We start from the raw sequence: 20411 nt of genomic DNA, 5'->3' as shown, positions 1-20411 counted from the left end.
ACATTCAGTGTCGTCCCGGAAATGCGTAAGCGCAGACCCGGGACTCATAACCACAGGGTGGTGTTTTGCGAAGACTCGGAGCTAAAACTTCGGCGCTCTCTTCTCCGCAAACGCCTTGATGCCTTCCTTGATCTCGTCGCCGCGCATGCTGTCGCGGTGGCGCTGGTCGGCGGCGCGATCATCGAGCTCGCCGCGGGCGAATTCGTTGATTGCGCGCTTCATGCCGCGCATGGCCTGCGGCGCGTTGCCGGCGAGGATGCCGGCGAGTCTGTCGACCTCCTCGTCGAGCGTCTCTTCCGGCACCATGGCGGTCAGGTAGCCGATGCGCAGCATCTCCGGCGCGCTGATCTTTTGCGCGGTCAGGAACAGCCTTTTCGCATTGTCGAGGCCGAGCCGTGTGACGTAGCGTTTGATGCCGCTCGGGTAATAATGCAGCCCGAGTCGCGCCGCCGGCATGAACATCTCGGCGGTGTCGACGCCGATCCGGAAATCGCAGGCGAGTGCGAGATCGGTCGAGCCGCCATAGACGCCGCCGTTGAGCCGGCAGATCGTCGGCACGCCGAGATCCTCCAACCGGTTGACGACGACCTCGAAGGCGGAGCCCGCGCTCTGCTGCTCGTTTGCGCTGACGGCGCGCTCGGCGACCGAGTTGAGGTCATACCCCGCGGAGAAGGCGCGCCCGGTGCCGGTCAACACCAGCACGCGGATGGCCGGATCAGCCTCGACCAGGTCGAACAGCCTGACGAGCTCGCCGAGGTCTTCCGCCTGGAGCCGGTTGAGATGCTTGGGACGGTTGAGGCGGATGGTGGCGCGCGCGCCGTCGCGTTCGAGCAGGGGGCCGGTCGCCGCGTCGGTGGTATCCGACATTCTTGTCTCCATTCTACTTGTTTTCGAGCGCGCGGCGTTTCGCCTCGGCATCGATGGTCTCGGCGAGATCCGGGTGCCGTGCCATCAGCACGCGGAAGTCGACGAGGTCGAGTACCAGAAGCCGCGACACTTTCGTGGTCGAAACATTGGCGCCGCGCTTGTTGTTGCCGAGCAACGCCATCTCGCCGAAGAAGGCGCCTTCGCCGAGCTGAACCTTCTTGCCGGGAAGGTCGACCTCGACCTCGCCCGCGGCGATGAAATACATGCAATCGCCCTGCGCCCCCTTGTGGATGATCATGGTGCGCGCCGGCAGCTCCATGGTCCGCAGCATGTGAGTGACGTCGGCAATCGCGGCGGGGCCGAGCGCCGCGAAGAAGGGCACCTTGCTGACGGCCTCCCAGGTCTTGAGGAAATTGTCGCGCCGCGTCTCGGCGGCAAATCCGGTCGCCAGGATGCCGGTCCAGAGGCCGAACACACCGAGGCCGGAGATCATCACCGCGGCCGCCACCAGCCGCCCCAGCGGCGTGACCGGCACGGCATCGCCATAGCCAGTGGTCGTGAGTGTGACGACGGCCCACCACAGCGCGGCGGGGACGCTGCCGAAGGTCTGCGGCTGCACGTCCCGCTCCAGGAAATATTCGGCGACGGAGGCGAGGAAGACCACCATCAGGAAGATCACGAGCACGCTGAGCAGGGGCCCGGATTCCAGCACCAGCACGCGGCGAAGCTGCCGCAGGCCCGGAATGCCCGGCACCACCTTGAGCACCCAGAGCACGCTGAGCAGCCAGGCCGTCCTGGGCTCGACGCCGAGAACCAGCGCGACCGGCACCGCCAGGGCCCCGGTCGCGTCGACCAGCCCGGCAGAAGAGGACATGTACAGCGAAAGCCGCCCTTGCTGCGTCATATGACGCAGCCGCACCAGCCATTCGAATACGAAATAGGCGAGGCAGGTCCAGAGCAGAGCGCTGATCCAGTCGTGCGCCTCATGGGCCCGCTTGTCCGACAGCAGCACCATGCTGAGCACGCCGATGCTCACCGCGACATAGGCCGCCTTGGTCATGTTGCGGCCGGCCGTGGCGGCCGCAAACTGGGCCAGAGAGGAAATCAACGGCTTGAACATGCGGGAAGGCGGCTCGGTCTTTGGGACAGGTCTTCGGGGTCCCGGCTGGGACGTCGGCGCCAAAGTGCCCGCCTGGGCGGGGGCCGTCAACGACGGGGCAGGCCGTGCGATCGGCGCGGCGGCGACGGGGTCCGCTGTGCCGCCGTTGCCGGCGGGGCGTCTACCTGAAATGCGGCGGCTCGTCGTAACCGCGGCGGCTGCTGAAGAACAGCAGCACCATCAGCCCGATGCCGACGACGATGGAAAACCCCGCGCCCAGCGCCAGCGCCACGTAGCCTTCCGTCGGGATCGGGTCACCTTCAACCATCATTGCGGAATAGGCGAAATAGCCGGCCGCCGCCAGCATTCCCAGCAGGAGGATGATGAGGAGTGCACGCATGCTGCGGTCTCCGGTTGCAATCGCGAACCAACGGTTGCAGATCGCAGCAGTTCCAGACGGCCGATATCGCTGGGCTGGCGGCCCAACCCCAGTCTGATGCCCCGGACGCAGCGCAGCACGCAGTGTTGCGCTGCAGAGCCGGGGCCCAGCGGCACATACTGCGGCTCCCGGGTCCCGGCTAAGCGCGGCTCAGCGCTGCAATGCCTTCGGCGGTGCTGCCTGTCCGGGACACGAGAGTCGTGGCGGCCCGACCGCGCTTATCAGGCGCTCTGGGCGGTCTTCACCACCACGACATTGCTGTCGTCATGCTGGGCAGGGCCCGCGCCCTGCGGCGTCTTCTCGGTCTCGTTGGCATGACGCTTCAGATAGTCGCGGCGCATGCCGATCTCGTCGCGGACGAACTCGTAGCCGAGCTTGAAGGTGTCGAGCCCGTCGGTGCTGATCGTGCCGTCTCGTAGGCCGATGACGGCGCCGCGCAAAATGCCCTCGAGCTCGTCCTGAAGACATTCGAGCTGATCCAGAGAGTGGGCGTGCTCGATCCGCTCGCCGATGTCGAGGATGGCGGTGGAGAGCTCGCTGGCCTTCTCCGGCGCGATGCGCGTGATCTTGGCGTAGATCGCGGCGAAGATCGAACCGATGACGCTGAGCGCGGCGGCGCCCAGATACATCAGGTCGCTGTACTTATCCATGAACGATTTGGTGTCGTCGTTGATGTAGTCGGCCGCCCCCTGGTGCGCCATCACGAAGGCGTCCTTCTCGGTCGAGGCCGGCTCAATTCTGGTGGCAAAGCTGTTGTCGAGCCCGAGTGCGGATTTGTTCTCGTAAACGGTGCGTGCGAGTTCGCCCGCCGTGGTAGGGGACATTCTGGATTGCGCGACCAGCAGCCATTCCAGGCCGATCGTGTCGAGGTCGTCGTCGGGAATTTGCGGCGAGGTCGACAGCGTGCCTGCCGTCAGCGTCTCGCTGGAAATGCCGGGAAGCCTGCGCGCCAGCGCCTTGGCCTCGTCGATCGCGTTGAGCGTGAAGCCGCCGCGCTTGGCGAGTTGCTCATAGGCCTTGTCGCGCACCGCCCGGGAGGCATGGACGATGGCGATGACCGCGCCGAAGCCGTTTGACGGTGCGAACAGCTTGTCGAGCGTTGCGCCCTGCGGCGCCATCTGGATCTTCCCGGCATCAGGACCGTCGGGGATGTCGAGGATGCTGCGGACGAAGGCGAGGGAGGATTCGCTCTCGGCGAGAACGGCGACCTTCTTCTTCTTCAGTTCGGCGATCGATTTGATCTTCTTGTTGCCGGGGCCCAGCAGCAGCACGAGATCGTGCTCGAGGATCGCGAGCGTGCGTGCCCGCAGCGGGACCTTGGCGTCGGTGCGCAGGACCGCGAGGTCGGCCTGCTTGCGGTCGAACTGTGCGAGCGCCTTGGCGTTATCGGCGTTGTTGACGATCTTGATCCGGAAGCGCGAGGCGTTGGACTTCAGCACGGCGGCGAGCTTGGCGGCGAACAGCGCCTCGTCGCTGTTGGGAGCGCCGACGGCAAAGGTCAGCGTTTCCGAATTGTGCAGCATGGCGCGGCCGCCCCAGACGGTGGCGAGCGACAACAGCAGGGTCAGCACGACGTAGAGGAAGACCTGCTGCTGATTGGTCTTGATCACCTTGGAGCGCCGGGGCGGCGGCTCGATGAGTGACGAATCCGGGCCTTCAGTACTCATGGCAGCACTCTGGCCTTATTCTCGGGTGGCGGGCGGCTTGCGGATGCGATCGCGCGGAGCGCCCTGAAATTCGTAAAGGTCTGAAAAAAGAACGATATTCTCTATCCGGAATGATAGCGCGAAGGTCACGGAATGCAAATTCCGAGCCGATGGTAACCTTACGCGACACGTCCGCGGCGATTGGTCATCCTATCACCAGTTAGCCACACTTGGCGATTTTCCGGTTCCCCCGGCTGCATTCCGCCGCGGGAGATGTCATAAATCGCGCGTCCCGGCGATTTGACCGGTCCAGAACTGGTCCAAGAAGAAGTTGCGCTGAACGCTCCAATTTTTCTTGTCACGTCAATGAGGGCGTCAGCCTTGTCGTTTCCACCCATGTCATCGGCGATTCCGGTCGAAGCGCTCATTGGCTGGATGTTGCTGCTCACCTTCAAGCACATCATCGCCGATTTCGTCCTCCAGACCGCCTGGATGGCGCACGGCAAGGACCAGAAGCACGGCTGGGCCCTGCCGCTTCTGGTGCACTGCCTGATTCACCTTGCGGTTGCACTGCCGCTGATCTTGATCGTGGCGCCGAAATTCTGGTTCGTGGCCCTCATCGACTTCGTGATCCACATCACGATCGACCGTGCCAAGGGGTTTGTTTCGGCGAATTTCGGGGTCGATCTTGCGCATCCCTGGTTCTGGACACTGATCGGCGTCGACCAGGCGCTGCACCATCTCACCGGTTTTGGCCTCTCCATCTTCATGGCGGCGAACTGACTGCTTGAGCGGGCCAAATCTTCATTGGCACCAAAGGTCGTCATGCCCGGGCTTGGCACCACGTTCTTTCGTGCGTCTCGGCTGTTCGTGGATGGCCGGGGCAAGCCCGGCCATGACGCCGCGGAGGCCCTGGTGCCCTTCGCTCCAGCCGGAGCGGTAGTCCTCGGATCCCGCACCGTGGCCCCTCCGATTCGCGGCCAACGCGCAAGGACCCCGGGTGACTACCGGGCAGCGTGGTTAACCTTTCATTAGAGAATTGCGCTGCATCTTCCTCACACGAGGGAGAACTGCAATGTTTTCAAGCCGCGACGCCTTTGAAAGCGATTTCTGCCCGGTTCGCGACGAACTCCTTGGCGAGATGTATCGCGCCAGCGAGAGCGGCCTGCCGAGGTTGGTTGAGAGTGTTTCCCCTGACGCACGCGCCAGGCTGGCGCTGTTCTGCTATCGCCGCAACCATCTGCACTCGCTGGCGGTCGTGATCGCAGCGAGCTGCACCGAGCGCGACCTGATCGAGAACGGCGGCCGTGTCGGCTCGACGCTCTACGCGCTGTCGCGGGAAGGCGCGGCGAAATCCTCGCCGTCGCTGTCGGGCGGCCGCAAGCCGATCACGCTGTCGACCAAGCCGCTCTCGGTGCTCGCGCCGCTCGAGGACGAGTTCGACGACGAGATCAGCGAAGCAGTCCCCGCCTAAGCGCTCGCGATCACAGGCAGCCCGAACTTCCGCCGCGCCATTGCGCATTCGGCATCGCCCGGCATGCAGGTGCGGCACACCTCCGGCCGCATCGCATAGATGCCGCACGCGGTTGCTTTCCCGATGTCGCCCTGTAGGGCCGAGCAACGATCGCCCTCGCACCGCATGCCGGATTGGCGTTCGTTGATCAGGGCTTGCGGGATCGCAGCAAGCTCCTCGTCGCTCTCGATCGAGAAGCGCGGCCAGTTGGCCGAATAGCCGCAGCATGCGCCGCAACTCTGGCAGCAGCTCGACGGATCGATGGGGGAGCTTTCTTGCATCCTCGTCACGTGTCCTTCAGGTATCCTTGGGCGGGCCCCAGACCAGACTCTGCCGCCATCTTGCGCGCAGCACGTCGCGTCGTTCCGGATATTTCTCCTCGAGATAATTCGCCTCCACCACGCGGTCGGTGCGGAAGCTGCGGAAGTCGCCGCGCAGCTCGCACCAGGCGGCGAGCAGGCGCACGGCCTCGAGATAGCCGACCGAGATCGGCCAGATCATGCGCTCGCTGGCGCGGCCCTGCTCGTCGCGATAGCGCAGCATGATCTTCTTGCCTTCGTGGATCTGGGTGCGGGTGCGCACCATGTCCAGGCGGTCCGGCTCCCGGTTCCAGCTTGGGCGTGCGCGGCTCGCCGGCTCCAGCACGAAGGGACGCAGGCGCTCGGGGACGGTGTCGGCGATCTTCGCCATCAGATCTTCGGCCGCGCGCGCCAGTGCCGAATCGGCATGGCCGGCGACCCATTGTGCGCCCAGCACGGCCGCCTCGATCTCGTCGGGCGTCAGCATCAAGGGCGGCAGGTCAAAACCCTTTTCAAGGATGTAGCCCATGCCGGCTTCCCCGCGGATCGGCACGCGCTGGCCGATCAGCGTTGCGATGTCGCGATAAATCGTGCGCTTCGAGGTCTCGAGCTCGGCCGCGATGGCGTCCGCCGTCAGCGGCTTACGCGTGCGTCTCAGCACCTGGATGATCTGAAACAGCCGGTCGGCGCGTCTCATGACAATTCTCTCATCGGTGGTTTTTTCAGAAGGCGGCGCGCGGCTGCTGACAGGATGTTGGCAGCAGGGGGGTTCTATACCGGGACAACACAGCGACTGAAGAGGATTTGTCCATGATCATTCCGACCCATTTCGGCCCGGCCATTCCGATGCTGCGGGCCCAGGCGTGGTCCGTGTCGGCGCTCGCCCGCCTCGTTTCGCTCGATCTCATGGCCGTCGACCTCCGGTTTGCCCTTGCAAGCGTCGTGGCACGCTCGCTGACCCAGGCCGCGGACGCGCTGGTCCGCCATGTGATGGGCCGCGCCTGGCAGGGGGCCCGCTTCGCAGAAGATATCACGGCTGCTGCCACCATGGTGGCAGCAGCCGGTCGCTAGGTTCCGCCAACTTCCGAGAGGTTCAGGAGAGCTCGCATGATCACGCTTTACGGCTTTGGCACCGGCTTCGGCCTGCCGGAAATCAGCCCCTTCGTCACCAAGACGGAGGTGCAGCTCAAGATGGCGGGACTGCCCTACCGGAAGGAGCGGGCGATGCCGCCGGCCTCTCCCAAGGGGCAATTGCCGTTCATCGACGACGGCGGCGAGGCGGTGGCTGATTCCACCTTCATTCGCGCCCATATCGAGCGCCGCTACGGCTTCGATTTCGACGCCGGCCTGTCGCTGGCCGAGCGGGCGCAGGCCTGGGCGTTCGAACGCATGATCGAGCACCATGTCTATTGGGGGCTGGTCGGGGCGCGCTGGGTCGATCCGGTGAATTTCGCCAAGGGACCTGCGCATTTCTTCGACGGCGCGCCGGAGCACAACCGCGAGAAGCTACGCGAGGACGCGCAGTTCCGCGTCGCCGAGAACTATCTGCTCTCGGGCCTCGGCCGCCACGCGCCCGATGACGACGTCGACCTCGCCGTGCGCTCGCTCTTTGCGCTCTCGGTACAGCTCGGCGACAAGGCGTACCTGATGGGCAACAAGCCCTGCGGCGTCGACGCCACCGCCTTCGGCATGCTTGCCGGCATCCTTACGCCGTTCTTCGAATCGGTCTTGCGCGAGCGCGCGGAAGGGTTTCCGAACCTCACCGCCTTCGTCGACCGCATGATGGGCAACTACTATCCCGAGTTCGCCTGGATCCCGCTGCGGCAGGCGGCTTAGCCTCCAGCGTGTCTGCGAGCTCGGTGTAACCTCTCCCGCTCGCGGGGGAGGTCGGCGCGAAGCGCCGGGTGGGGGCTCTCTCCGCTGGGAGACTTCGCCCGTAGACCTCAGACAATCCCGTTGCGGAGGCAACCTCTCCCCAACCCTCTCCCGCAAGCGGGAGAGGGAGCGCAGCAACGCCGCGGCGGCAGTCGCGATCAATTGCCAAAACAAAGAGCCGGCCTATCGGGCCGGCTCTCGTCGTCTCAATCCTGCCGCTGCGTCTACTTCACCAGCGAGTATTTGCCGTCCTTCACCGTGAGCAGGATGCGCGAGCGCTCGTCGAGGCCGTAGCGGTCCTTTTCAGTGAAGTTGTAGACGCCCTGGCTCGCCGCCAGCTCCTTCTCCGACAGCAGCGCCTTGCGGATCGCTTCGCGGAATTCGGGCGTGCCCGGCTTGGCGGTCTTCAGCGCGGTCGGGATGATGCGCTTGAGAATCTCGAAGGCATCGTAGGAATGACCGGCGAACTGGCTGCGGCTGTTCGGACCGTACTTGGCCTCATAGGCCGAGTTCAGCGCGAGGCCCGGCTTCTTGGTGGCGGCTTCGTCCGGCTGATCTTCCGGGTCCATCACCGGGCCCGAAGCCATCAGCACACCTTCCGCCGCTTTGCCGGCGATGCGGATGAAGTCCATGCTGGCGGCACCGTGGGTCTGGTAGATCAGGCCCTTGTAGCCGCGTTCACGCAGCTCGGATTGCGGCAGCGCGGCCGCGGTGCCGGACGCGCCGACCAGGATCGCGTCGGGATTGGCGGCGACGAGCTTGAGCACCTGACCGGTCACCGAGGTGTCGGGACGGGCGAAACGCTCCTCGTCGACGATGGTCATGCCCATCGGCACGGCCTGGGCCTTCAAATCGTTGAACCAGAGATCGCCATAGGAATCGGAGTAGCCGATATAGCCGAGCGTCTTCACGCCCTTGGCTTTCATGTGGTCGTACAGCACCTTGCCGACGATCGGAATCGGCTGCGGCATCGCCACCGACCACTTCATGCGCTCCGGCGTGATCGGGAACGGTGCGAGGCCGAAATGCGGAATGCCGGCTTCGTTGGCGACGTTGGAGACCGCGATCGTCGGCGGCGTCAGCGCCGAGCCCATGATGATGTCGGCCTTGGATTCGGTCACGAAGCGGCGCGCGTTGGTGGTTGCCGTGGTGGGATCGCCGCCGTCGTCGAGCACGATCACCTTCAGCGGCACGCCGCCGATTTCCTTCGGCACGAACTCCAGCGCGTTACGCTCGGGGATGCCGAGTGCTGCGCCGGGACCGGTCGTGGTGGTGGTGATGCCGATGGTGATGTCGCTGGTCTGGGCCAGTGCGGGCAGTGCGGGCAGGGCCAGCGTCGCCGCGGCGATCGCGGCAGTCAGGTAAAAGCGTTTCATTTATTCCTCCCTTTACGTATTTCTTTGAAAGCAGAAATCGGGGGGTAATTCAGCCCCCTCTTTTGGTGATGCGGCGATTTAGCTTCCCGTGAATTTGGCTACCATTTCCGCCGGGAATGGTGCCGATTTCAGCTTGTCGGGGTTAACGGGATCGCGGCCGACCAGCACGCGGGTCTCGAACCCCTCGATCGCCAGCGACTCGCCCTTGTAGACATTGTGCTTCACCTCGAAGCTGGAGCGCTTGATGCTTTCGATCTTCGTTTCGATGGTGATCCAGTCGCCATAGGTCGAGGGGATGTAGAACTTGGCCCGCGTGTCGACCATGGGGATGCCCACCAGGCCGTATTTGCGGACCAGGTCCTGCTTGGAGAACCCGGCGACCTCGAACAGGGTCGAGGTCGAATCGTCGAACATCGCGAAATAGCGCGGGTAATAGACGATGTTGGCGGGGTCGCAATCGCCCCACTGGATCTGGACCTCGCGCCGGTTCACGAACATGGGCTGGCCTTACTTCGGCGCCATGCGCAGCGAGCCGTCGAGGCGCACCACTTCGCCGTTCAGGTACGCATTCTCGACCATGTGCAGCGCGAGCGCGGCGAATTCGTCGGCCTGGCCGAGCCGGCGCGGGAAGGGGATCGCGGCGGCGAGCGAGTCCTGGGCTTCCTGCGGCAGGTTCGCCAGCAGCGGCGTCAGGAACAGGCCGGGTGCGATGGTCAGCACGCGGACGCCGAACTGCGCGAGCTCGCGCGCGATCGGCAGCGTCATGCCGACGATGCCGCCCTTGGAGGCCGAATAGGCGGACTGGCCGATCTGGCCGTCATAGGCGGCGACGGACGCCGTGTTGATGATGACGCCGCGCTCGCCGGTCGCCTGCGGCTCGAGCTTGGACATCTCGGTGGCGGCAAGGCGCAGCATGTTGAAGGTGCCGATCAGATTGACCTTGATCACCTTGTCGAAATCGGCGAGCGCCATCGGACCGTCGCGGCCGACCACGCGCTTGGCAACACCGATGCCGGCGCAATTGACTAGCACGCGCGCCGGGCCATGAGCTTTCGCGGCCTGCGCGACCGCAGCTTCAGCGGAGGCGGCATCGGAGACGTCGCAGGTCACGGCCACGCCCTTGATCTCGGCGGCAACTGTCTCGGCAAGCTTGGTATTGAGGTCGCAGACCGCGACTTTGGCGCCCTGCGCCGCCAGTTTTCGCGCGGTGGCAGCGCCCAGTCCCGATGCGCCGCCGGTGACGATGGCTGCCTGATCCTTCAACAACATGGCGTTCTCCTAATGCGATGATTTCTTATCCGACCGATATCACACGGCCCGACGGATTGGCAGCGTAGAGCTCCTCGATCAATTCGGCGCGGTGCTCGAGCACGGCGCGCTGGTTGATCGAGCCCTTGTCGGTGACCTCGCCCTTGTCGATCGAGAGCGGTGCGTCCATCAGGATCGCGCGCGTGATCCGCGTCGAGGATCCCGTGGCCTGGCTGAGGAAGCGCGTCAGGCGCTCGCGGAAGGCTTCGCGCACCAGGCGGTCGCGCGTCGCGACGACGAGATCGTGGGTCGGCAGCGTCGGGTTGATCAGCCGGCAACCGTCGAGGTCGAGCACGACCAGCGCGGAGACCTCGTCGCGGTTGATGCCGGCGATGACGACGTCGCGCACCAGCGGCGCGCAGGCCGCCGTGAGGCGTGCACGCAGGGGACCGACGCTGACCCAGGTGCCGCTGGCGAGCTTGAAGTCTTCACCGACGCGGCCGTCGAAATCGAAGCCGGCGTTGAGATCGTCGGGATCTGCGGGCTTGAGCGCATCGCCCATCTTGTAAAATCCCTCCTCGTCGAAGGATTTCGCGCTGATGTCGGGTTGGCGCCAATAGCCGGGCATGACGTTCGGCCCCTTGGCGCGCACCTCAAGCTTGCCGTTGTTCGGCACCAGTTTGGCGTCGTTGCCCGACACCGGCAGGCCGACATGGCCGGAGCGGCTGGTGCGAGGGTTGACCGACATGAAGAACGGCGCGGTCTCGGTCGCCCCGAGTCCGGTCAGCATCGGCACGCGATAGCCTTTTTCCTTCACCGCGAGCTCGTCGAGACTGTCCCAGATGAAGGGCGAGAGCGCGGCGCCCGAGAAGAACATCGCGTGCAGCCGGTCGAAAAACTTTGCGCGCAGGCCCTGGTCGTCGCGCAGATAGGGCAGCAGCGATTCATAGCCCTTGGGCACGTTGAAATAGACCGTCGGCGAGATCTCCTGGAGATTGCGCACGGTCTCCTCGATGCCGCCGGGCATCGGCTTGCCGGCGTCCAGATACATCGAGCCGCCATTGTAGAGCGTCAGCCCGATATTGTGGTTGCCGCCAAAGGTGTGATTCCAGGGCAGCCAATCGATGATGACGGGCGGCTCGTCCTTCAGGAAGGCGAGCGTCTCGCGCAGCATCACCTGGTTGGCGCAGATCATGCGCTGGGTGTTGATGACGGCCTTCGGGTTGCCGGTCGAGCCCGAGGTCAGCAGGAACTTTGCGATCGTGTCGGGGCCGATCCTGCCATGGACCTCGTCGAGATCGCCGCGGATCGGCGCCGCCATGAGGTCGGCGAGCAGGGTGACGTCGCGCCCGGGCACATGGCCGTAGGACGCTGCGATCTCGGTGCCGAGCGAGACATTGGCGGCGAGCGCATCGGCAAACTTGTCGGCATCCTCGGCGAAGACGAGGCCGGGCGTCAGCAGCTTCATCAGATAGGACAGCTTGCCGTAATCCTTCGACACCAGCGAATAGGCCGGCGACACCGGGCAGAACGGAATGCCGGCATAGAACGCGCCGAACGCGAGCAAGGCGTGGTCGATCGAATTGCCGGACAGGATGACGACCGGCCGCTCCGCCGACAGGCCGCGCGCAATCAGGCTGGACGCGATGTGCCGGCTCGCGGTGAGCAGCTCGGCGTAAGTGATCTTGCGCCAGCCGCGGCCGCCTTCGCGCTCCGCCATGAAGACGCGATCCGGCGTGGTCGCCGCCCAATGATGCAGGCGGTCGGTGATGCGGACGGGATAGTCGCCGAGCGGCTGCTTCGGCCGCAGATAAATCGTGCCGTCGTCGCGACGTTCGATGTCGACGACGGGATCGCCGAACGAGATGGGCCGCAGCGGGAAAGTGCTCGCGCCGCGCTCCATGCTGGAAGAGGACGGCTGCGCGCTCATGACTTGGGCTTCACCTTTGCGGTCTTGTGCTCGAGGAATTCGCGGATCCGCCGCTTGGCCTCCTTGTCGCTCTGCGCGACGGTCGCCATCAGCGATTCCATGAGGAGGCCGGTCTGCGGATTGGCCTCCGCGATCATCGGCAGCGCCTGGAGCACGGCGAAATTCGTCAGCGGCGCGTTGGAGGCAACCTTGGTCGCGAGCTCCATCGCCTTGCCGAGGGCGTTGCCGCTTTCCGTCACATATTGCGCGAAACCGTAGGAGGCGCCTTCGGTCGCGCTGTAGACGCGGCCCGTCAGCATCATGTCCATCATCCGGGCGACGCCGATCAGCCGGGGCAGCCGCACCGAGCCACCGCCGCCGACGAAGATGCCGCGTTGTCCCTCGGGCAGCGCGAAATAGGTCGAGGGTTCGGCGACGCGGATATGCGCCGAGCAGGCCAGCTCCAGCCCGCCGCCGATCACGGCGCCCTTCAGCGCCGCGATCACGGGAACGCGGCTGTACTGGATGCGGTCGAACACCCGGTGCCACATCTGGGAATGCAGCAGGCCGCCGGTCGCGTCATGCTCGGTCAGTTCGGAGAGGTCGAGGCCCGAGGAGAAATGATCGCCGATGCCGTGGATGACGACCGCGCCGATGTCCTCGGGCAGGTTGGCGAAACACGCGCCGATTTCCAGGATGATGCCGTCGTTCAGCGCATTGCGCTTGGCCGGCCGGTTCAGACCCACGGTCAGAACCCGGTCCGCCCTCTCGATCCGGAGCAGCCCGGAGGCACCCGCATCAGCGGTCTCGGCGTTTCCCTGTGTCATTTGCGTCCTTGTCAGAATAGTTATGTTGTATAACGAATTTTGGGGGAGTCAAGGTCACGGGCCGCAGAATGCTGCTCTGCACACTATGTCCTCCCTGCGCACGCACGCAGAGACTCATAACCCCAGGGAGGAGTTTGGCGAAGGCTCGTCCTTCGGTACGCCGACCGCCCGCACTCGATAAATCACGCGGTATGGCTTCCTGCGCCCCGTGCGCAATTGCGCATCAGGCAGGGACGACGATGGATGATGTTGTCACACCACCTGATGCACGTCGATCACCACGCGATCCGCATGGCGCGCGGCCGAGCCGACAAAAATGTGCTCCATCAGCCAGCGATATTTCTCGTGCCCGGTCTCGAACTTCGGCACGGTGCGGAAATAGATCAGCTTGGGATCGACCGGCTCGCCGCGTTTGAGCTTCTGCAGCAGTTCGACCGGGCCAAAACGCATGCCCTTGTTCTCGACATAGACCACGGCACCGTCGTCGGTCTCGAAGGCATATTTCGCCTCGAGATCGATCAGCTCGTTGGGGCGGATGGTCTGGAAGTCGGCGCCGAAGGGGAGCACCTTGCCTGATATCGCGCCCGTCACTTCGCCGCCGATGATCGGAATGATACGGCGAACGCCGATCCCGGTCTCGCCGGCTGTCACGACGTCGCCGATGCGCGCGGTGATGGTGAAGACGTATTTGGTCTCGAGGATGGGGATCATCGGTCGCCTCCAATGTATCGCAGTGCGCCACTGCCCTAACTTCTCCCCTTGTGAGAGAAGGTGGCGCGAAGCGCCGGATGAGGGGTTGCTTCCGCAAACGCAGGTGCATGCGGAGAGAGACCCCTCACCCGTCTCGCCGCTATCGCGGCGAGCCACCCTCTCCCAGGAGAGGGGAAGATAACTCGCCGCTCTATCACGTCTCCTAATTCGCCATCATCCGTGTCGGCAGCCAGGTCGCCAGCAGCGGGAAGGCGATCAGGATCACGAGGCGGATCAGATCGGTGACCACGAACGGGATCACGCCCTTGAAGATCGTGGAGAAGGAGACGTCCTTCACCACGCTCTTGATGACAAAGACGTTCATGCCGACCGGCGGATGAATCAGGCCGAGCTCCACGGTCATCACGATGATGACGCCGAACCAGATCGGGTCGAAGCCGAGGTGGGTGATGACGGGGAAGATGATGGGCACGGTGAGGATGATCATCGCCATGGCGTCCATCAGGCAGCCGAGCACGAGATACATCACCATGATCAGCGCCAGCACCCCGTAGCTGCCCAGGCCAAGGCCGGTGAGGAACTCGGTCACTTTCTGCGGCGTCTGCGTCACCGTGAGGAAATAGCCGAAGATCAGCGCGCCGATCAGCACGGTGAAGACGGCGGCTGCGGTGCGTGTCGCCTGCAGCAGCGAGGCCAGGATCTTCTCGCGGTCGAGCCGCCCGGTGACCACGCCGATGATGAAGGCGCCCGCGGCACCGACGCCGCCGGCTTCCGTCGGCGTGAAACGCGGCAGGAAGGGCAGGCCGTAGAGGCCGCCGATCACGAACACGAACAGCAGCACCGGCGCCCAGATCTCCTTCAGGCCGGCAAAGCGCTCACGCCATGGCGTCACCTTGCCCTTGGGCAGGAAGTCGGGCCGGAAATAGCCGATCAGGAAGATCGTGATCATGTACATCGACATCGCCAGCAGGCCCGGAATGATGCCGGCGATGAACAGCTTGCCGATGTCCTGCTCGGTGATGATGCCGTAGACGGCGAGCACGGTTGAGGGCGGCAGCATCGCGCCCAGTGTTCCGCCCGCGGCGATCACGCCGGTCGCAAAGGACTGCGGATAGCCGAAGCGGCGCATCTCGGGGTAAGCGACGGCGGAGAAGGTCGCGGCGGTCGCGACCGATGAGCCGCAGATCGCGGCAAAGCCGCCGCAGGCGCCGACGGTGGCGATTCCGAGCCCGCCGCGCAAGTGTCCGACGAAACCGTTGGCGGCGCGGAACAGCTCGCGGCTCATGCCGGAATTGGACACGAACGAGCCCATCAGCAGGAACATCGGGATGACGCCGAACGTGTAGTCGGTGACCGTGCGCATCGAGGTCTGGCCGACCAGCTTCAGCGCAGCATTGCCGTTGACCAGATAGGCGAAGCCGGAGACGCCGACGAGGCCCATGGCCATGCCGACCGGCACGCGCAGCAGCATCAGGGCGAACAGGGAAACGAAGCCGATTAAGGCGACGGCATCGGTGCTCATGATTACTCCGTCGCCTTCAATTTGGGATCGTGCATGTCTTCAGGATGGAAGATCAATCGGTAGGTGCGGATCGCGATCAGCAGCACGGCGGAAACGTCGCCGATCCAGGCGATCGCGAAGAACGGCCAGGTCGGCATGTGCATGTCGAAGGTCTGGACGTTGTCGTTGTAGGTGCCGCGCACCTTGTCGAACAGCGTCCAGGTCTGCACGGTGACGACGAACAGCAGAACCAAGGTTGCGAACACGTCGATCCAGCGCTGATAGCGCGGCCCGACATTGCCCCAGACGAGGTCGACCGTGATGTGGGTGCCGCGATAGGAGGTCGCCGCGATGCCCCAGAAAATGAGGATGCCGAGCAGCATGCGGCCGATGTCGAAGCTGTCGGGGATCGAATAGTTCAGCGTGTTGCGCAGCAGCACCGACAGGAAGATGTCGAGCGCGACAATGCCGACGAAGCCGGCCGCGATCCATTCGATCGTGTCGATGATGCGGTCCATCCAGGAGCGCTTCATGGGCGATGAGTCCTATCTAGAATTAGCGAAGCTGGGTTCAGCTGTTGCCGCGAAGAAGGTGCGCTCCCTCCCCCGCTTGCGGGGGAGGGTTGGGGAGAGGGTGCTTCCACAATCGAGAACCCCCAAGAGGAGAAAGCCCTCACCCGCGCCTTCGGCGCGACCTCTCCCGCAAGCGGGAGAGGTGCAGCGAGCGCGCGGCCGCAGCCCGGCCTCACTCCGCCAGCGCGTTGTACTTCTTCAGCGAGGCCTTGAGCTCCGCCAGCGCGGCATCGGGATCGGCGCCGCCCTTCTTGGCGCCCTCGCTCCAGGTCTTCACCAGCGGCTCGGCGGCCTTCTTCCAGGCGGCGGTCTGCTCGGGTGTCAGCTTGTAGACCTCGTGGCCGGATTCGGCCTTCACCTTGTCGATGCCGGCATCCTCGAACTTGCCCCAGTGCTCGCCGACCACGCCGGCCATCTCGACGGAGCAGTTCTTGTCGATCGCGGCCTTCTGCTTGTCGGACATCGCATTGTACTTGTCCTTGTTGATCACGAACACGAAGGTCGTGGTGTAGAGCGGCGCCTCCATGTCGTATTTGGTCACCTTGTCGATGCCGAACAGCACCAGGGAGCCCCAGGGGAAGGTGACGCCGTCGGCCACGCCGCGCTCGATGATGTCGCGAACTTCCGGTGCCGAGGACTGCACGTTGGTGCCGCCGAGCGAGGTGACGAAGTTCGCCATGGTGGCGTGCGCCGGGCGGATCTTCATGCCCTTTACGTCTTCGGGCATGACGATCTTCTTGGTCTTGGAATGGAAGGAGGAGGGCGAGTGGACGAAGGCGAGGCAGTATTTGACGTCCTTCATCTCCTTCTCGGCGTATTTGCGATACCAGGCGTCCAGCCCCATCGAGCCGCCCTTGGCGTCCGAGATCAGGAACGGCAGTTCGCCGGCGCCGATGATCGGGAAGCGGCCGGGCTGGTAGCCGGGATTGACGTAGGTGACGTCGGCAATGCCGTCCCGCGCCATGTCGTAATGGTCGAACGCCTTGCCGAGCTGCTGGGCGGGAAACACCTTGCCCTTGATGGTGCCGCCGGAATCCTTCTCGACCGCCGCGGCCCAGTCCTCCAGCGACTTCTGCAGCGGATGCGAGGCGGGCACCCAGTGCGAGATCTTCAAATCGAAGGTCTTGTCCTGCGCCAAGGCAGGCGTCACGCTCGCGGCCAGCAGCAATGCCAGACAGGCTTTTCTCATCACGCATCTCTCCCTGTTTCGACGGCGGGCTTCGATGGCCCGGTCTCGTTAATTAACATGTTATCTAATTGGCCGGCGCGTTCAAGCCGGAATTGGCACACGCCTCGGCGCGCCATCTACGTCAGCCATGTTGCATGGATTTGTCGCTGCCCGGGCGACCATCGCTCCCCTTTTGCCCAAACGTTATATGATATAATTATCGTCCGCGGGCCGGCGCGACAAGCGGCCCGGCCAAAGCCTACAGGATCGAAAGGAGCAAGTATTGCGGACAAAGGTCGCAATCATCGGGGCCGGGCCGGCCGGATTGTTGCTTGGGCAACTGCTGCATGCCTACGGCATCGATAACGTTATCCTGGAGCGGCAGAGCCCGGACTATGTGCTCGGCCGCATCCGGGCCGGCCTGCTGGAGGAGGGAACCGTCGCGCTGCTCGACCAGGTCGGCGCCGGAACCCGGGCGCATGCCGAAGGTCTGGTGCACGAGGGCATCGAGCTCGCCTTTTCCGGCCGCCGTCATCGCATCGACATGAAGGCCGCGACCGGCAAGACGGTCATGATCTACGGCCAGACCGAGGTCACGCTCGACCTGATGAATGCGCGCAAGGCCGCCGGTCTCATCTCGGTCTACGAGGCCAGGGACGTGCAGCCGCATGATTTCGACGGCAGTCACCCGCGCGTAACCTGGGTGAAGGACGGCGTCACTCACACGCTGGATTGCGACTTCATCGCCGGCTGTGATGGTTTCCACGGCGTCAGCCGCGCCAGCGTTCCGGCCTCGGCGATCGAGGAGTTCGAGCGGGTCTATCCGTTCGGCTGGCTCGGCATTTTGTCGGAGACGCCACCGGTCAGCCACGAGCTGATCTACTCCAACCACGCCCGCGGCTTTGCGCTCTGCACCATGCGCTCGACCAGACGCAGCCGCTACTATGTGCAGTGTTCGCTGGACGACCATGTCGATCAATGGCCGGACGATCGCTTCTGGGACGAGTTGAAGCGCCGGCTCGATCAGGAGGCCGCCGACGGCCTCGTCACGGGCCCCTCGATCGAAAAGAGCATCGCGCCCTTGCGCAGCTTCGTTGCCGAGCCGATGCGTTTCGGCAAATTGTTCCTGTGCGGCGATGCCGCCCACATCGTGCCGCCGACCGGCGCCAAGGGTCTCAACCTCGCCGCCAGCGATGCGCATTATCTGTCGAGCGCGCTACGCGAGTTCTACGACGAGAAATCGAGCGCCGGCATCGACGCCTATTCCGCCACGGCGCTGGCGCGGGTATGGAAGGCCGTCCGCTTCTCCTGGTGGATGACCTCAATGCTGCACAAATTCCCCGACACCGGCACCATCGGCGCGCGCATCCAGCTCGCCGAGCTCGACTACGTCACGCAGTCGCAGGCGGCCATGACGTCGCTGTCGGAGAACTACGTGGGGCTGCCGTTTTAGGGCGGCGATGACGGTGCCGTAACCGCGAAGACGGTGCCGTAGGGTGGGCAAAGGCGCAAAGCGCCGTGCCCACCATCTTTTCATCATTGCAAAGGCTCGTGGGCACGCTTCGCTTTTGCCCACCCTACGGCACTGCCGCCCTAACAAAGACTGTCATGCCCCGCGCAGGCGGGGCATCCAGTACGCCACGGCTTCTCGGTTCAATCACTGCTGTCTCTGGAATACTGATCACCCGCCTTCGCGGGTGATGACCGTCTTGTTGAGGTGACGGTATCATCCAATTCAAACACCGGCGCAAATCCCGTTTAAAACTTTGTAATTGATGCATCCGTCACGTCTGTCGCGTTCAATGGTGCCAACTCACCAGCGACAAGCGAGACAGCCATGACCTCTTCCGACATCCCCGCCGGCTTCGAGCCGCATTTCCGCAAGGCGCCGCTTACCGATCCCTGGGAGCCGCTCTATTCGAAGAAGACCGACAAGGGCGTCACCGTGGGATTGCGGCTGGCGACGCCGCACACCAACGCGCGCGGATTGATCCACGGCGGGTTGATCGCGGCGCTGGCCGATGCCGCCATGGGCTACAGTTGCGCGCAGGCGACGGGATGGACCACATCGCTCGTTACGATCTCGCTGTCGGTCGACTATGCCGGCGCCGCCGCGATCGGCCAATGGCTCGCGCTCGAGGGCGAGGCGATCAAGACCGGCAACACGATCTGCTTCGCGCAATGCCTCGCAAAGGCCGACGACGCCGTGATCGCCCGGGCGAGCGGGACGTTCCGCGTGGTGCCGAAGAAGGGGTGATGCTCTCCCGTGCCCCGGACGCGGTGCGGCGCGAATTGCCGCTCCGCAGAGCCGGGGCCCATCCATCGACATGCTACGGTACCGCGGTCTGGGTGCCGGCTCTGCGCAGCAACGCTACGCATTGCAGCGCGTCCGGGACACGAGACCTACCCGAACCGCCACTCCGCCCTTTCCACCACGAGATCGATGAACGCGCGCACCTTGGCCGAGAGCAGGCGCGAGGTCGGATAGACGATGTGGATCGGCAGCGTCGGCTGCTCGTATGCTGCGAGCACGATTCTGAGCCGCCCACGCTTCAGCCCCACGGCGGCCTGATAGGCCAGCACGCGCGTCACGCCCCCGCCGGCTTCGGCATATTGCAGGGCCGCGTCGGCGCTGTTGCTGGCGAAGCGCGGGTTCGGCGCCACCTCGATCTCGCGGCCGTCCTGCACGAAGCGCCAGGTCGTGGATGGGCCGAATGCGATGGTCTGATGCGCGAGCAATTCCTGTGGGGTCTTCGGCTCGCCATGCCGTTTCAGATAGCCCGGCGCCGCCACCACGATCCGCCGCATCTCGCCGACCTGGCGCGCCACCAGCGAGGAATCGGCGAGGTGGCCGATCCGCACTGCGGCGTCGACGGCGTCCTCGACGAGATTGACGAGGTTATCCGACAGCCTGAGCTCGGCGGTGACCTCGGGATAGCGCTTGAGATAATCGGTCATGACCGGCCCGACATGCAGCCGGCCGAAGCCGACGGGGGCCGAGACCACCAGCCGCCCGCTCGGCCGGTTGCGCTCCTCGCGCGCGGAGCCGTCGGCCTCCTCGACATCGGCGAGGATGCGCCGCGCGCGTTCGAGATAGCGCGTGCCGACGTCGGTGAGCGTCACCTGCCGCGTGGTCCGCTGCAGCAGCCGGGCGCCGAGGTGCTCCTCCAGCGCGGCGATCAGCCGCGTCACCGCCGAAGGCGACAGCCGCAGCTTGCGCGCCGCCGGCGCAAAGCCCCTGAGATCGGCGACGGTGACGAAGACGTGCATGGCTTCGAGGCGGTCCATGGCATTATTGCATATACTGCAACGATTAAGTGTCAAGACGCCAGATTGTTTTAACGCCGGAAAGGTCCAGATT

Annotated in this window: 22 protein-coding genes; 6 read left to right on the top strand and 16 right to left on the bottom strand. The window is 64.7% G+C overall.

The window, feature by feature from the left end; all coding sequences use genetic code 11:
• Nucleotides 1–81 precede the first annotated feature (81 nt).
• From AC0WRY_RS31105 to AC0WRY_RS31090, 4 genes are all read right to left on the bottom strand, one after another.
• Complete coding sequence (locus tag AC0WRY_RS31105) at nucleotides 82–867, bottom strand: enoyl-CoA hydratase/isomerase family protein (RefSeq protein ID WP_194404533.1); 786 nt, start codon at nucleotides 865–867, stop codon at nucleotides 82–84.
• A 13-nt stretch (nucleotides 868–880) separates the two neighbouring features.
• Entirely contained in the window at nucleotides 881–1987 is a 1107-nt protein-coding gene (locus AC0WRY_RS31100) for a cyclic nucleotide-gated ion channel (protein WP_491122270.1), read from the bottom strand.
• Between the two features lie 160 nt (nucleotides 1988–2147).
• Nucleotides 2148–2366, bottom strand: coding sequence for a hypothetical protein (locus AC0WRY_RS31095; RefSeq protein WP_194404531.1), 219 nt, complete (start codon nucleotides 2364–2366; stop codon nucleotides 2148–2150).
• A gap of 260 nt (nucleotides 2367–2626) precedes the next feature.
• Nucleotides 2627–4072 (bottom strand): TAXI family TRAP transporter solute-binding subunit, encoded by a 1446-nt coding sequence (locus AC0WRY_RS31090; RefSeq protein WP_491122269.1) that lies wholly within the window; start codon nucleotides 4070–4072, stop codon nucleotides 2627–2629.
• A 414-nt stretch (nucleotides 4073–4486) separates the two neighbouring features.
• Here AC0WRY_RS31090 and AC0WRY_RS31085 point away from each other — a divergent pair, with 414 nt between their 5' ends.
• Together AC0WRY_RS31085 and AC0WRY_RS31080 are read left to right on the top strand one after the other, a co-directional pair.
• Nucleotides 4487–4834 (top strand): DUF3307 domain-containing protein, encoded by a 348-nt coding sequence (locus AC0WRY_RS31085; RefSeq protein ID WP_194408461.1) that lies wholly within the window; start codon nucleotides 4487–4489, stop codon nucleotides 4832–4834.
• Nucleotides 4835–5126: 292 nt separating this feature from the next.
• Nucleotides 5127–5525 (top strand): hypothetical protein, encoded by a 399-nt coding sequence (locus AC0WRY_RS31080; RefSeq protein ID WP_194404529.1) that lies wholly within the window; start codon nucleotides 5127–5129, stop codon nucleotides 5523–5525.
• On the opposite strand, the gene AC0WRY_RS31075 is transcribed toward AC0WRY_RS31080, so the two are convergent.
• A complete protein-coding gene (locus AC0WRY_RS31075; protein WP_211415819.1) occupies nucleotides 5522–5845 on the bottom strand; it encodes a YkgJ family cysteine cluster protein in 324 nt (107 codons plus the stop codon). The genes AC0WRY_RS31080 and AC0WRY_RS31075 overlap by 4 nt on opposite strands.
• 16 nt (nucleotides 5846–5861) lie before the next feature.
• Nucleotides 5862–6560, bottom strand: coding sequence for a helix-turn-helix transcriptional regulator (locus tag AC0WRY_RS31070; RefSeq protein WP_194404527.1), 699 nt, complete (start codon nucleotides 6558–6560; stop codon nucleotides 5862–5864).
• A gap of 113 nt (nucleotides 6561–6673) precedes the next feature.
• On the opposite strand from AC0WRY_RS31070, the gene AC0WRY_RS31065 reads away from it, so the two are divergent.
• Both AC0WRY_RS31065 and AC0WRY_RS31060 read left to right on the top strand, forming a co-directional pair.
• On the top strand, nucleotides 6674–6934 hold the full coding sequence (locus tag AC0WRY_RS31065) for a hypothetical protein (RefSeq protein WP_212067839.1): 261 nt from the start codon (nucleotides 6674–6676) through the stop codon (nucleotides 6932–6934).
• Nucleotides 6935–6970: 36 nt separating this feature from the next.
• Complete coding sequence (locus tag AC0WRY_RS31060; RefSeq protein WP_491122268.1) at nucleotides 6971–7699, top strand: glutathione S-transferase family protein; 729 nt, start codon at nucleotides 6971–6973, stop codon at nucleotides 7697–7699.
• A 263-nt stretch (nucleotides 7700–7962) separates the two neighbouring features.
• On the opposite strand, the gene AC0WRY_RS31055 is transcribed toward AC0WRY_RS31060, so the two are convergent.
• From AC0WRY_RS31055 to AC0WRY_RS31015, 9 genes are all read right to left on the bottom strand, one after another.
• On the bottom strand, nucleotides 7963–9114 hold the full coding sequence (locus AC0WRY_RS31055) for an ABC transporter substrate-binding protein (protein WP_194404524.1): 1152 nt from the start codon (nucleotides 9112–9114) through the stop codon (nucleotides 7963–7965).
• Nucleotides 9115–9192: 78 nt separating this feature from the next.
• Nucleotides 9193–9612 carry an acyl-CoA thioesterase gene (locus AC0WRY_RS31050; protein WP_212067841.1) on the bottom strand — a complete coding sequence of 140 codons (420 nt, stop codon included), beginning with the start codon at nucleotides 9610–9612 and terminating at the stop codon, nucleotides 9193–9195.
• A gap of 9 nt (nucleotides 9613–9621) precedes the next feature.
• A complete protein-coding gene (locus AC0WRY_RS31045; protein ID WP_063200588.1) occupies nucleotides 9622–10383 on the bottom strand; it encodes an SDR family NAD(P)-dependent oxidoreductase in 762 nt (253 codons plus the stop codon).
• A 25-nt stretch (nucleotides 10384–10408) separates the two neighbouring features.
• Nucleotides 10409–12292: a feruloyl-CoA synthase gene (locus AC0WRY_RS31040; protein ID WP_491122267.1), complete on the bottom strand. Its 1884-nt coding sequence runs from the start codon at nucleotides 12290–12292 to the stop codon at nucleotides 10409–10411.
• The gene (locus AC0WRY_RS31035; RefSeq protein WP_194404521.1) at nucleotides 12289–13098 is read right to left on the bottom strand and encodes a crotonase/enoyl-CoA hydratase family protein; all 810 of its coding nucleotides are present in this window, start codon (nucleotides 13096–13098) and stop codon (nucleotides 12289–12291) included. Before AC0WRY_RS31035 ends, AC0WRY_RS31040 begins: the two co-directional genes overlap by 4 nt.
• A gap of 252 nt (nucleotides 13099–13350) precedes the next feature.
• Nucleotides 13351–13809, bottom strand: coding sequence for a DUF3237 domain-containing protein (locus AC0WRY_RS31030; RefSeq protein WP_194404520.1), 459 nt, complete (start codon nucleotides 13807–13809; stop codon nucleotides 13351–13353).
• Between the two features lie 202 nt (nucleotides 13810–14011).
• A complete protein-coding gene (locus AC0WRY_RS31025; RefSeq protein WP_194404519.1) occupies nucleotides 14012–15331 on the bottom strand; it encodes a TRAP transporter large permease in 1320 nt (439 codons plus the stop codon).
• A 2-nt stretch (nucleotides 15332–15333) separates the two neighbouring features.
• Nucleotides 15334–15843 carry a TRAP transporter small permease gene (locus tag AC0WRY_RS31020; protein WP_194404518.1) on the bottom strand — a complete coding sequence of 170 codons (510 nt, stop codon included), beginning with the start codon at nucleotides 15841–15843 and terminating at the stop codon, nucleotides 15334–15336.
• Between the two features lie 211 nt (nucleotides 15844–16054).
• Complete coding sequence (locus tag AC0WRY_RS31015) at nucleotides 16055–17071, bottom strand: TRAP transporter substrate-binding protein (RefSeq protein ID WP_194404517.1); 1017 nt, start codon at nucleotides 17069–17071, stop codon at nucleotides 16055–16057.
• Nucleotides 17072–17333: 262 nt separating this feature from the next.
• Between AC0WRY_RS31015 and pobA the strand changes: the two genes are divergently transcribed.
• Complete coding sequence (gene pobA, locus AC0WRY_RS31010) at nucleotides 17334–18503, top strand: 4-hydroxybenzoate 3-monooxygenase (protein WP_491122266.1); 1170 nt, start codon at nucleotides 17334–17336, stop codon at nucleotides 18501–18503.
• A 384-nt stretch (nucleotides 18504–18887) separates the two neighbouring features.
• The gene (locus AC0WRY_RS31005) at nucleotides 18888–19307 is read left to right on the top strand and encodes a PaaI family thioesterase (protein WP_491122265.1); all 420 of its coding nucleotides are present in this window, start codon (nucleotides 18888–18890) and stop codon (nucleotides 19305–19307) included.
• A 146-nt stretch (nucleotides 19308–19453) separates the two neighbouring features.
• On the opposite strand, the gene AC0WRY_RS31000 is transcribed toward AC0WRY_RS31005, so the two are convergent.
• Complete coding sequence (locus AC0WRY_RS31000) at nucleotides 19454–20338, bottom strand: LysR family transcriptional regulator (RefSeq protein WP_491122264.1); 885 nt, start codon at nucleotides 20336–20338, stop codon at nucleotides 19454–19456.
• Between the last annotated feature and the right edge of the window lie 73 nt (nucleotides 20339–20411).

This window comes from Bradyrhizobium sp. T-12 (assembly GCF_058314695.1).
The sequence above is the reverse complement of the archived record's forward strand: the minus strand, read 5'-3'. Positions and strand labels throughout refer to the sequence as shown.